12 protein-coding genes and 1 tRNA gene are annotated in these 12,013 nt (G+C 63.1%); 8 read left to right on the forward strand and 5 right to left on the reverse strand.

Annotated features, from left to right (window positions below):
* The first annotated feature begins 331 nt into the window (after positions 1 to 331).
* Both GXB81_RS03870 and GXB81_RS03875 read left to right on the forward strand, forming a co-directional pair.
* Positions 332 to 1,900: a UbiD family decarboxylase gene (locus GXB81_RS03870; protein WP_167046459.1), complete on the forward strand. Its 1,569-nt coding sequence runs from the start codon at positions 332 to 334 to the stop codon at positions 1,898 to 1,900.
* Between the two features lie 76 nt (positions 1,901 to 1,976).
* Positions 1,977 to 2,657, forward strand: coding sequence for a LysE family transporter (locus GXB81_RS03875; RefSeq protein WP_167046457.1), 681 nt, complete (start codon positions 1,977 to 1,979; stop codon positions 2,655 to 2,657).
* Positions 2,658 to 2,759: 102 nt separating this feature from the next.
* Here GXB81_RS03875 and GXB81_RS03880 read toward each other — a convergent pair whose 3' ends face one another.
* The 3 genes from GXB81_RS03880 to GXB81_RS03890 form a co-directional block, all read right to left on the reverse strand.
* Positions 2,760 to 3,725 (reverse strand): threo-3-hydroxy-L-aspartate ammonia-lyase, encoded by a 966-nt coding sequence (locus GXB81_RS03880; protein WP_205988427.1) that lies wholly within the window; start codon positions 3,723 to 3,725, stop codon positions 2,760 to 2,762.
* Positions 3,726 to 3,912: 187 nt separating this feature from the next.
* On the reverse strand, positions 3,913 to 4,206 hold the full coding sequence (locus GXB81_RS03885) for a hypothetical protein (protein WP_167046451.1): 294 nt from the start codon (positions 4,204 to 4,206) through the stop codon (positions 3,913 to 3,915).
* 383 nt (positions 4,207 to 4,589) lie between these two features.
* Positions 4,590 to 4,751, reverse strand: coding sequence for a hypothetical protein (locus GXB81_RS03890; RefSeq protein ID WP_167046448.1), 162 nt, complete (start codon positions 4,749 to 4,751; stop codon positions 4,590 to 4,592).
* Positions 4,752 to 5,043: 292 nt separating this feature from the next.
* Between GXB81_RS03890 and GXB81_RS03895 the strand changes: the two genes are divergently transcribed.
* The 3 genes from GXB81_RS03895 (at position 5,044) to GXB81_RS03905 (ending at position 7,200) form a co-directional block, all read left to right on the forward strand.
* Positions 5,044 to 5,985 carry a DUF2520 domain-containing protein gene (locus GXB81_RS03895; protein WP_205988428.1) on the forward strand — a complete coding sequence of 314 codons (942 nt, stop codon included), beginning with the start codon at positions 5,044 to 5,046 and terminating at the stop codon, positions 5,983 to 5,985.
* Positions 5,986 to 6,072: 87 nt separating this feature from the next.
* On the forward strand, positions 6,073 to 6,393 hold the full coding sequence (locus GXB81_RS03900; protein WP_167046442.1) for an EthD family reductase: 321 nt from the start codon (positions 6,073 to 6,075) through the stop codon (positions 6,391 to 6,393).
* A 243-nt stretch (positions 6,394 to 6,636) separates the two neighbouring features.
* Positions 6,637 to 7,200, forward strand: coding sequence for a YggT family protein (locus GXB81_RS03905; protein ID WP_167046439.1), 564 nt, complete (start codon positions 6,637 to 6,639; stop codon positions 7,198 to 7,200).
* Here the strand turns inward: GXB81_RS03905 and GXB81_RS03910 are convergent.
* Positions 7,185 to 8,093 carry a DMT family transporter gene (locus tag GXB81_RS03910; RefSeq protein WP_346777775.1) on the reverse strand — a complete coding sequence of 303 codons (909 nt, stop codon included), beginning with the start codon at positions 8,091 to 8,093 and terminating at the stop codon, positions 7,185 to 7,187. The two genes, GXB81_RS03905 and GXB81_RS03910, sit on opposite strands and share 16 nt — an antisense overlap.
* A 144-nt stretch (positions 8,094 to 8,237) precedes the next feature.
* Positions 8,238 to 8,870, reverse strand: a complete 633-nt coding sequence (locus tag GXB81_RS03915) for a TetR/AcrR family transcriptional regulator (protein ID WP_205988429.1) — start codon at positions 8,868 to 8,870, stop codon at positions 8,238 to 8,240.
* An 850-nt stretch (positions 8,871 to 9,720) separates the two neighbouring features.
* Here GXB81_RS03915 and GXB81_RS03925 point away from each other — a divergent pair.
* The 3 genes from GXB81_RS03925 (at position 9,721) to trmB (ending at position 11,926) form a co-directional block, all read left to right on the forward strand.
* A complete protein-coding gene (locus GXB81_RS03925; protein ID WP_240159168.1) occupies positions 9,721 to 10,629 on the forward strand; it encodes a restriction endonuclease in 909 nt (302 codons plus the stop codon).
* Between the two features lie 179 nt (positions 10,630 to 10,808).
* A tRNA-Gly gene (locus tag GXB81_RS03930) sits at positions 10,809 to 10,882 on the forward strand.
* 228 nt (positions 10,883 to 11,110) lie between these two features.
* Positions 11,111 to 11,926: a tRNA (guanosine(46)-N7)-methyltransferase TrmB gene (gene trmB / locus GXB81_RS03935; protein ID WP_205988431.1), complete on the forward strand. Its 816-nt coding sequence runs from the start codon at positions 11,111 to 11,113 to the stop codon at positions 11,924 to 11,926.
* Positions 11,927 to 12,013 lie beyond the last annotated feature (87 nt).

A 12,013-nucleotide genomic window follows, 5' to 3' on the forward strand; every position in this document is an offset into this window, starting at 1 on the left:
TTAATGCCCCTCAACCAATGTGGACGGATTCTATGCACGGTTTTATAGATCGTCAACACTATAGAATTCAAAAATTATAACTATTTGTAATTATGAACCGCCCTGAGAGGGCTGGGAACCGCGTGGAATACGCGTTTTGGGATATCTCACCCTGGCCGTTTCGGCTAGGCCATCTGGCTGATCTACGTGCGCCGGCCAACGCAGGTAAAATCGACAATCGCTTTGGCCGGGGCAACCCGGCACGCCGCCGGTTTTTACCGCCGGCTGCCGCCCCCTGTGCCGTTATTTACCTTGCATACTTGCCGCTCGCGCGGCCCCTGAACCGTCACAGATGAAATACAAAGACCTGCGCGATTTCATCGGCCGCCTCGAAACGATCGGTGAACTGCGCCGAATCTCGCAAAAGGTGTCGCCGAACCTCGAAATGACCGAACTGTGCGACCGCGTGCTACGCGCCGGCGGCCCCGCCCTGCTGTTCGAGAACACCGAACGGCATGCGTTTCCGGTGCTCGGCAATCTGTTCGGCACGCCGCGCCGCGTCGCGCTCGGCATGGGAATCGATGCGCAGTCCGGCGACGGCGACACTGCGGCGCTCGAGTCGCTGCGCGATGTCGGCCGTCTGCTGTCCGCGCTGAAGGAGCCGGAGCCGCCCAAGGGGCTCAAGGATGCGGGCAAGCTGCTCTCGCTCGCGAAGGCCGTGTGGGACATGGCGCCGAAAACGGTCAGCGCGCCGCCCTGCCAGGAGATCGTCTGGGAAGGCCACGACGTCGATCTCGCCCGCCTGCCGATCCAGACCTGCTGGCCCGGCGACGCCGGCCCGCTGATTACATGGGGTCTGACCGTCACGAAAGGCCCGAACAAGAGCCGACAAAACTTAGGCATCTATCGCCAGCAGCTGATCGGCCGTAACAAAGTCATCATGCGCTGGCTCGCGCATCGCGGCGGCGCACTCGATTTTCGCGAGTTCGCGCTGCGCAATCCGGGCCAGCCATATCCGGTGGCCGTGGTGCTCGGCGCGGACCCCGCGACGGTGCTCGGCGCGGTCACGCCGGTGCCGGACACGCTGTCCGAATACCAGTTCGCCGGGCTATTGCGCGGCGGACGCACCGAACTCGCGCAGTGCCTCACGCCCGGCGTCGATGGTTTGCAGGTCCCCGCGCGCGCCGAGATCGTGCTCGAAGGCTTCATCTATCCGCAGGAGGGCACGCCCTCGCCCGCTCCGGCAGGCGCGCCGCCGCGTCCGTCGAAGGGTGCCTCGGCCATGTACGAACATGCGCTCGAAGGCCCGTATGGCGACCACACCGGCTATTACAACGAGCAGGAGTGGTTTCCGGTCTTCACGGTCGAGCGCATCACGATGCGCCGCGACGCGATCTATCACTCGACCTACACCGGCAAACCACCGGATGAACCGGCGGTGCTCGGCGTCGCGCTGAACGAGGTGTTCGTGCCGCTGCTGCAAAAGCAGTTCACCGAAATCACCGACTTCTATCTGCCGCCCGAGGGCTGCAGCTACCGCATGGCGATCGTGCAGATGAAGAAGAGCTATCCGGGCCACGCGAAGCGCGTGATGTTCGGTGTGTGGAGCTTCCTGCGACAGTTCATGTATACGAAGTTCATCGTGGTCGTCGACGAAGACGTCAATATCCGCGACTGGAAGGAAGTGATCTGGGCAATCACGACGCGTGTCGACCCGACGCGCGATACGGTGCTCGTCGATCGCACGCCGATCGACTACCTCGATTTCGCGTCGCCGGTGGCGGGGCTCGGCTCGAAGATGGGGCTCGACGCGACCAACAAATGGCCTGGCGAAACCGACCGCGAATGGGGCCGCCCGATCGTCATGAACGACGCGGTCAAACAGCGCATCGACAACCTGTGGAGCGAGTTGGGCCTCTGAGCCGAGCCACTCCGGGTTGGGCCTCCGGGCCGCGCCTCGCACAACAAACAACGGAATGGATGGAGCGGTCGCCCGGATGCACGCCTTCTCAATGATGTCGGACGGATTTTTTCTGTCGCTGTCGCTGTGTCTCGACATCGGTCTCGTCAACGTCGCGATCATTTCGCTAACGCTGTCGCACGGTTTCCGGCCGGGCTTCTGGCTCGGCCTCGGCTCCTGCGTCGGCGACCTCATTTACGCGGCGCTCGCGCTCGCCGGCATGGCCGCGCTGCTGCAATTCGAGTCGGTGCGCTGGGTCGTGTGGATCGGCGGCGCGGCGATCCTGCTGTTTCTCACGTGGAAGATGGCGCGTGAAGCCATGTTTCCGGCCACCGCCCCCGCCGTCGCCGGCGAAGGCGACGCCCGTGCGCCGCATCTGTCGGCGTGGCGCGGTTTTCTGCGCGGCGTGCTGCTCGCGGTATCGTCGCCGTCGGCGATCCTGTGGTTCGCCGCGGTCGGCGGCGCGCTGATCGCAAAGGCCGGCGCAACGAGCCCGCAGACCGCATTCGTCTTTCTTGCCGGCTTCTTTCTCGGCGGGCTGTGCTGGACGCTCTTTATCTGCGGGCTCGGCAGTCACGGGCGCAAGCGCGCCGGCGCGGGCTTGCTGCGCGCGTGCCATGTGTTGTCGGCGCTGCTGTTCGCGTATTTCTCGTACAACGTGATCGTCAACGGATATCACGATCTGATCGTGCAAGGCGCCGCGCACGTGGCAAGCTGAAGCGTCCCTCAGGCAGATAAAAAAACGGCTCGCGAGGCCGGTTCGGCTTGCGAGCCGTTTCAGGTTTCACCGCGCCCTGGCGCGGCGCTTATGCGAGATAGCCTACGCGAGATACTGCGCGAGCTTCGGCAGATCGACATTGCCGCCGCTCACCACCACGCCGACGCGCTTGCCCTTCACCGGCACGATGCCGTTCATGACCGCCGCCGCCGCGAGGCAACCGGTCGGCTCGACGACGATCTTCATGCGCTGCGCGAAAAAGCGCATCGTCTCGATCAGCTGCGCGTCGCTGACCGTTTCGATCCGCGCGACGAGCTTGCGGATGATCGCGAACGTGTAATCGCCGAGATGCGTGGAGGCGGCGCCGTCGGCAATCGTGCGCGGCGTGTCGATATGCACGATCTCGCCGCGCGCGAGCGATTGCTGGCCGTCATTACCGGCTTCCGGCTCCACGCCGATCACCGTGCAGGCCGGGCTCAGCGCCGCCGCCGACAAGGCGCTGCCGCCGATCAGCCCGCCGCCGCCAAGACACACGAACAGCATGTCGAGCGGCCCGGTCTCGTCGATCAGCTCTTTCACCGCCGCGCCCTGCCCAGCGATCACGTGCGGATGATCGTACGGCGGAATCAGCGTCATGCCGCGCTCTTCGGCGAGCCGCCGGCTGATCTCCTCGCGGTTTTCCTTGTAGCGGTCATAGGTGATCACTTCGCCGCCGTAGCCCTTCGTCGCGGCGACCTTGGCCTCGGGCGCATCGTGCGGCATCACGATCGTCGCGCGGATGCCCGCGAGGCGCGCCGACAGCGCGATGGCCTGCGCGTGATTGCCCGACGAAAAGGTCAATACGCCCGCCTTGCGCTGCTCCGCGTCGAAATGAGAGATCGCGTTATAGGCGCCGCGAAACTTGAACGCGCCCATACGCTGGAAGTTTTCGCACTTGAAGAACACGGACGCGCCCGTGAACTCGTCGAACGTGCTCGACGTCAGAACAGGGGTACGGTGCGCGACGCCTTCGAGACGCGCGGCGGCGTCGAGGACATCATCGAAAGTGGGAGCGGGAAGCGCTTGCATCGGCGAGATTCTCCAGAGCGGTGGCGAAACAGCCATTTTCCCAGCTTCGTCGATGCTTTGGAACGGCACTTCGCCGGCGCGAGCACCGAGGTAAGCGCGAAAGCGCAAGCCAACGCGGCAATAAAAACGGCGTAACCCGGCCCGAGGCCGGCGTTACGCCGTCGATATCCTGACTGCCTCGCTGCGATTAGCGGCGATAGTAGCCGTGACCGTAGTAACCACGGTAGTAGCCGTGACGATAGTACGGGCGGCCGTACCCGTAGTAGCCGCCCACGACCACCGGCGGCGGGGCGACGACGACCGGCGCATACACCGGCGGGGGCGGCGGCGCGTAATAGACCGGCGGGGGAGCCGCATACACGGGATACGCCGGCGCGATCGGCACCCCAATGCCGATACCGACGGAAACGTGCGCTTCGGCGGCCCCGGCAAGTCCCAGGCCGAGTGCGGCTGCAACGACAAACGGAACGATCTTTTTCACTTTTCTTCTCCTAGCGCGGCCTGCCAAGGTCGCCGACTGCGCATGCCTCGCATGCTTTAAAACCAATGTATCGAAAAAGCCCCGGTCTATCTGTTCGCATTTGTTGCAAATTGCAATTGGCGGCGCGAACGGTGCTGACGACACCCGCAAACGCACGCGCGAAGGCCCTCGCGAGACGGACAAAACAGGCTAAAAATCAAGAAGTTGGACGGGGCCAGGCGGCTGCGCCCCGGATAGGCGGCCGCGGCGGCAATCCTGAATTCACGTTTCAGTAATCTTTGATTACAAATTCGCTTCAATCCTGACAGCGGAAAAAATTGCCCATAAAAAATGCCCGGCCGATCCATCAGGCGGGCATTTTCTCACCTGCGCGGGCCGCGCGCCTAGCCGACCTTCACGTACACGAATTCGCGGGACACGTTCGGCGGAACGTAGGCGCCGCTGATCCGCACGCGCGGCGTCAGGCGCTTTTTCTGATCCCACCAGCGACGGCGTTGCGCGCGCGTCAGGAACCGCAAGTGTTTTCGGTAAGCAAAAATATTCATTCCGACTCTCCCGAATCTGACTGCAAACAAAGTACGAAAGAAGTACGAAACAGCAACGGCCAAACCGGCTCGTGAACCGCTCATCCGGCTCCTCGACGCGAGGAGCCCACTCGAGCCCCATTCTGAGCAGTTTTCGGACCTGCGAGCGCGGCGCCGCCCGATGAAGGGCCGCGCCCGCCATATGGCGCGCCAACTGAGCCGCCGAAACGCGAGGGGCCGGATCGCGCCCCGGCTGGCGGATCGGCGATACTGCTGTTTTCCCGTTCAAACGATCCGTCAGGAGCACGCGACCATGTCCCAGTCTTCCTTGCCGCGCATCGGCTTCATCGGCGCGGGGCGGCTCGCGCGCTGCCTCGCGCTGAGCTTTTCACGCGCCGGCTACCCGGTTAGCGCGGTGGCGAGCCGCTCGGCCGATTCCGCGCGCCGGCTCGCCGCGCAGATCGAGCATTGCGCGGCATCCGACGATCCGCAGCAGGTCGTCGACGCCGCCGATATCGTTTTTTTAGCCGTTCCCGATGACAGCATCGGTACGACAGCGCACACACTCCGCTTCGCCGCCGCCCCCGACGCCGCGAGCCGCCACGGCAAGGCGCTCGTGCATTGCAGCGGCGCGTCGCCGGTGGAACTGCTCGCGCCGGCACGCGACCAGGGCGCGGCGATCGGCGGCTTTCACCCACTCTACCTGTTCGGCGGCGAGCCCGCCGACCTCGACCGGATCGCGGGCTGCTCGGTGACGATCGAGGCCGACGGCACGCTCAAGGACACGCTGACCGCCCTCGCCGTCGCGTTGCGCTGCCATCCGCTGTCGATTCCGCCAGGCAGCCGCATGCTCTATCACGGCGCGGCGCACTATGCGGCGAGCTTCGCGCTATGCAGCCTCGCCGAATGCGTCGCGCTGTGGCGCACGCTCGGTTTCGCCGAAGACGACGCGCTGCGCGCGCTGCTGCCGATGCTCGCCGGCACGATCGAGACCGCGCGCGACAAGGGTTTGCCCAACGCGCTCGCGGGCCCGGTATCGCGCGGCGACACCGGCGTCGTGCAGAAACAGCTCGCGCTGTTCGAAGGTCTCGGCGGCGACCACGCCGCGCTTTACGGCCTGCTGACGCGCCGCGCGGTCGCCCTCGCGCAACGCCGCACGAGCCCGCCCGCCACGATTGAAGCGATCTCCGAAGCTGTGGAAGAATCGCTGAGCCGCTCGCTGAATCGGGCCGCGGCAGGTGCAAGCGTCAAGTAAGCCGTGATAATGTGACGGCCGGCAGGCACGGCGCGAAGCAGCGGCGCACGGGTGCCGCGCTTCGGGATCAACAGACGAGAACGCACAATGATCAAGGTCAGCATCCTCTACCCGTATCGGGAAAACGGCCGCTTCGACATGGACTATTACTGCGCCACGCACATGCCGCTCGCGGCGAAGCTGTTCGGGGCGGCGCTCAAAGGCTGGTCGGTCGACGCGGGCCTTAACGCCGGGCCGCCCGGAACGCCGCCGCCGTACGTGGCGGCCGGTCACTTCCTGTTCGACAGCGCGGAGGACTTCTATAACGTATTCAAGCCCGCGTCCGAGCCGTTGCTGGCGGACATCCCCAACTACACCGACGGCGGCAACGGCACGATCCTGATCAGCGAGGTGCGGGTTTCCGTGTGATGTCGCGCAGACAGCGGGGAAGCGGCGGCGCGCAATGAGGCCGCCTCCGCGTGACGCAGGGCAACATCGCGCGACGCACCACATGCCCGGCTCGCGCGGCCATTCGCAACAAACGCTGTACGACGCGCCGTTTCGCAAGAAAGACGCGTGCAATTCCAGATCAACCGCCGGCGCGCTCCGATCGGGCGACGCCGGTAGCCCGCGGCCGGTCGGCGGCCGTCATCAGAAGCATAAGGACACAAGATGTTTGGCGATATCGCCCGTTTTCTGCTCAATACCGTCTTCACGCTATTCGGCGCGGCGCTGCTGTTGCGCGCGTGGTTGCAGGTCGTGCGCCTGCCGCCCTACAACCCGGTGTCGAACGCCGTGATGCAAGCCACCAACTGGATCGTGCTGCCGCTGCGGCACATTCTGCCGAGCACGCGCAACATCGACTGGGCAAGCGTCGTAGCAACGCTGATCGCGGCGATCCTCTACGTCGTGCTGATGGTCGTTCTGACCGGCGCGGACCCGCGCGCGCTCGTGCCGACGCTGCTGATCGTCGCCGTGCTGACCGCGATCAAATGGGCGCTGAATCTGATCATCTGGATGACGATCCTGATGGCGCTGCTGTCGTGGCTCAATCCGCGTTCGCCCGCGATGCCGATCCTGTATCAGCTGACCGCGCCGTTTCTGAATCCGCTGCGCCGCGTGCTGCCGCAACTCGGCGGCATCGATCTGTCGCCGATCCTGCTGTTCGTGATCGTGCAGGTACTGCAGATGGTGGTCACGCGGGCGGCGGTGCAACTGACCTATTTCGTGATCTGAGCTCGCTGCCGCAGATAAAGGTTGTTGAGAACCAGCGCCGACGCCGTCAGTGCCGCGCCCAACACCTGTGCTTTGTTTGGAACGACGCCCGCGAGTGCCGACACCACGAAGGTGGTCACCGGCACCACGTCCATGAACAGCACGCCGTTCATCGGCCCGAGGGTCCGGTTGCCGGAGATCCAGCACAGGATTGCCACAAAGCCCGCAATCGGCCCCATGTAAATCAGATGCGGCGTGACCGCCCGTAGTGCCGCGAACGTGGGCGCGCTGACGACGCGCGTCACGACAAGCAGCACGTTGACGCCGACGATCGTGCTCAGGCCGAGCCACGTCGTGATCGTCGTGTACTTGAGCGCCGACCAGCGGGTGAAGTACGCGGAACCGAAGGTGTAGATCACCCAGCAAAGCGCACCCAGCACGATCAGACCGCTTGCCGCGTAGTGCTGCGGCTCGAGCAACGCCGCCCTCAGGTCGCCGCGCGTGATGACCAGTGCGACACCGGTGAACGAGATAACGACACAGACCAGTGACGGCAGCGGGGGCGCGGACCTGCGCACCAGCGCATTGACGAGCAAACCCATCATGGGCTGCGTCGCCATCATGATCGACGCGTTGAGGGCGCCCTGCTCACCGCTGAGTTGCTGCCCGAGAAAGACAAACGAACCAAAGCCGCAAAAGCCGACCGACCCGAGCAGCCAGGCAATCGGCAACGACTCGCCGTCCGCACGAAACGCAACCGGGCCCTCGCGGTACAACAGCAGTAACGCGAGGGCCACGCCTGCGATCAGGTAGCGGAGCGAAGTAAACGTAAAAGGGTCGATGCGACGCAGTGCATCGGTCATGACGGGAAACATCACGCCAATCAGAATGGTCGCGACGAGGCACGCGGCCACGCCTTTCCAGTATCGTGCAGAAGGCGCAGCGGAAGCCGAAGCAGTCGACGTATTCATGAATGATCGTTCTCAAAATAGACAGAGACTTCGGCGGCAACCGTTTGCGCGGTAGGCCACCGGCTAGCTAACGTACCTGGGAATGCTTTACGTCAATGCGCGCAATGCCATATCCACGATCGAGGCGAGCGCGACCTCGTTCATGTCGACTTTGCCGAGCACGCGTATTCCTTGCACGATGCAAAGTAGAAAGCGGCCGACTTCCTCGGCGTCGAGATGCCGGTCAAATTGACCTGCCTGCTGGCCTCGCGCTATCGCGAGACTGAACTGTGTGGCGATGCGCTGCAACGTCGCTTCGATATGCGGACGCAGAACGTGGTCGCCCGGCAGAAGTTCGATTACGGCGTTGGTAATGAAGCAGCCGTGCCGCTCTGAGAGATTCGCGCTCACCCGGGTGTAATGCAGGAGCGCTTCGCGAAGTGCCTCGCGTGGCGGCATGTCCGCAGCCAACTTTTCCTTCAGTCGCGCAACCGCGCCGTCCGCATAACGATCGAATGCCGCGACCAGCAAGCCATGCTTGTCGCCGAACGTTCTATACAGGCTGCCTCGAAAAACGCCGGTCGCCTCGCACAGCACGTCGACAGGAGTCGCGTGATAGCCCTGCTCCCAGAATACGCGCGCCGCCGCGTCGACCGCGTGGTCGACGTCGAATTCTCGTGGCCGTCCGCGTTCGGCGGCACGGTGAGGACGATGAGGACGATGAGTATCAGATCGATTCATGCAAACGATAATAGGACTATTCAGTCTCAAAATCAACGTCCAAAAAATTTCCTGCATTGCTTCAGTCAATTCGCGAATCGGGTCGATGGTCAGTGACGTGAAATCGTTGTAGTGTTGAATCCCGTCCAGGCGCGGACGATCGCGGCAACGCTATTCATTCAGTCGCAACGGTCTGCACGAAATTAAAAATTCATCACGGCGCAATCCGATCGTAAGCAATGACGCGCGACGTCATCGAGGCCAAAGCAGTGCCTGAGCAATACGCCGTATCGAACAACCAGAAGCAACGGGGTTTCAGATGGATCTATCGACCGAGCGGTACGAAGAAATCGTTCACCTGCTATACGAGGCAGTCACGGAACCCTCAGGATGGCCAGGCTTTTTTACGTCACTCGGTGAGGCTATCGAAGCCAGCGCGGTTTACATAAGTGACATGCCGCGCGATTCGCGTGAGCACATTGCATTGCATGACCGGCCCCAGCGAGTCGCGACGGTAATGGACACATGATGGTCAAAACGGAAAGAACGACTCCGGCGAGGACATCGGCGAGATCATGCCCGCCTTGCGTCGGCGTGGACGCAGTGAGTATTAGATCGAGAAGAGTCACGAGCCAGAACAGGCATCGAACCCGACGAAGCGAGTCAACAAATATGACGGCCAACGCCGTGTGAAAAGGCGGCAGCGATACCCGTTTCGCACAACAGCTCGACCGGTACTCAACGGACACGCTTCGTGCGAAGAGGCCGGCAAAGATTACTCGACACACCTGAACCTGCCCCTTGTTATGATTCATCGATTACCAATCAATGAATCGTTACCGCCATGCCTATTCCCGGGTTTCAGGAACTCATGCTGCCGCTGCTAAAGCTAGCTGCCGATCAGAAAGAGCACCGACTACGTGACGCCACCGAAATGCTGGCAATTGCGTTTGGATTGACTGACGACGAGCGGAACAAAATGCTTCCTAGCGGCACATTCCCTGTGTTCGACAACCGCGCGGGTTGGGCACGCACCTACCTGAAACAAGCCGGACTGCTTGAATTGCCGAGGCGTGGTTATTTCAGGATCACACCTCGCGGACTCGAAATGCTCGCACAGCAGCCTGCGAGGATCGACATCCCGTTGCTGAATCAATTCCCGGAGTTTGTCGCCTTTCGACAGAAGCGAGTTGACTCAACCCAGAATGAGCCGAGTACCGACCCGCTGGTTCAGGACGCGCCTACCCCGGCTGAGACCACGCCGGAGGAATTGTTTGCTCAGGCGTATCAGCAGTTGCGATCCAATCTTGAGGCGGAACTGCTCGACCAGATCAGGAACGCGACGCCCGCGTTCTTTGAGCGTCTGGTCATCGATCTTCTGGTAGCAATGGGGTACGGCGGTTCGCGCCAGGACGCGGGAAGCGTTCTTGGTCAGAGCGGTGACGGGGGCATCGACGGAACCATCAAGGAAGACAAGCTCGGCCTCGATGTGATTTACGTGCAGGCCAAGCGCTGGGACAGCACGGTTGGACGCCCCGAAATCCAGAAATTCGCAGGCGCCCTGCAAGGCCAGCGAGCCAATAAAGGGGTATTTCTCACCACGTCGAACTTCAGCCGTGAAGCCCGTGATTACGCAAGCGTTATCACATCGAAAATCATCCTCGTGGATGGCGCTCTGCTGGTGAAGCTCATGGCCGATCATGGCGTGGGAGTGTCGACCGCCAGCACCTACGAGATCAAGAAAATCGATACGGACTATTTCGAGGGCGATTCGATCTGAACGCAGAAGGCCCCGTTCAATCCCCCCATGAAGCCACAATGCTCGGCGATCGAAAACCAAAGCCAGCAAAATCACAAGCAATGACAGCATGAGCACGCCGAGCAGTGACCGTCTCCACGCCAGCGCCCAAGCGACACCCCTGCCCAAACCACCAAAATCCCTGTAAAATCGCGCATTCTGCGGGCGTCGTATAATGGTAATACCCTAGCTTCCCAAGCTAGAGCCGTGGGTTCGATTCCCATCGCCCGCTCCACTTTCCGGCTGAACATTCAGCGGAATCCAGCAAGAGCCGCCTCCCTGAAGGCGGCTTTTTTGTAGTGACATGGCGGACGAAGCGCGCCGCCAGCATCGCTGGCCATCCCGCAAGCCGCAGCGCGCTGCATATGCCGGATCCGCGCTTGGCCGCGGCGCGCATCGGCGGCAAACAGCGCACGACTCGCCACGCAGGCCGTCAGGCCCTCACCCTTGCAGCACATCGACGATGATCCACGATCCCAACGACTCCGGCCTGCCGGACGAACTCCCGGCGCCCAGCGGCAACCACACGTCCCATGCGGATAGCGCCGACAACACGCTCGACGACGCACACGACACGGAAGGCGCGAGCCCGGAAGAAGCACTGCATCGCCGCCGCATCCGCAGCTTCGTCACGCGCGCGGGGCGCGTCTCGACCGGTCAGCGCCGCGCGCTCGACGAGTTCGGCCCGCGCTTCGTCGTGCCCTTCTCGCCGCAGCAGCCCAACTGGAGCAGCGTGTTCGGCCGCGCGGCGCCGCGCGTACTTGAGATCGGCTTCGGCATGGGCGCGACCACCGCGGAAATCGCGGCGCAACGTCCCGGCGACGATTTCCTCGGCGTCGAAGTCCACGAGCCCGGCGTCGGTGCCTTGCTGAAGCTGATGAGCGAGCAGTCGCTCGCGAACATCCGCATCATCCAGCACGACGCGGTCGAAGTGCTCGAACAGATGATCGCGCCGGACAGCCTCGACGGTGTGCATATCTTCTTCCCGGACCCGTGGCACAAGGCGCGCCATCACAAGCGCCGGCTGATCCAGCCGAAGTTCGTCGCGCTGCTCGTGTCGCGCCTGAAGCCGGGCGCGTATCTGCATTGCGCGACCGACTGGCAGAACTACGCCGAGCAGATGCTCGAAGTACTCGGCGCCGAGCCGCTGCTCGATAACACCGCCGACGGTTATGCGCCGCGGCCGGACTATCGTCCGGTGACGAAGTTCGAGCGGCGCGGTTTGCGGCTCGGCCACGGCGTGTGGGATCTCGTGTTCCGCAAGCGCGGCGCGGCGTAAAGCAAACGCGCGACGGTCATTCGCCGCCGGCAACGCAAAAAGGTCCGCATACGCGGACCTTTTTTACATGGCGCAAGCGCCGGATAA

Source organism: Paraburkholderia sp. Ac-20336 (genome assembly GCF_017105025.1).
Lineage (GTDB): Bacteria > Pseudomonadota > Gammaproteobacteria > Burkholderiales > Burkholderiaceae > Paraburkholderia.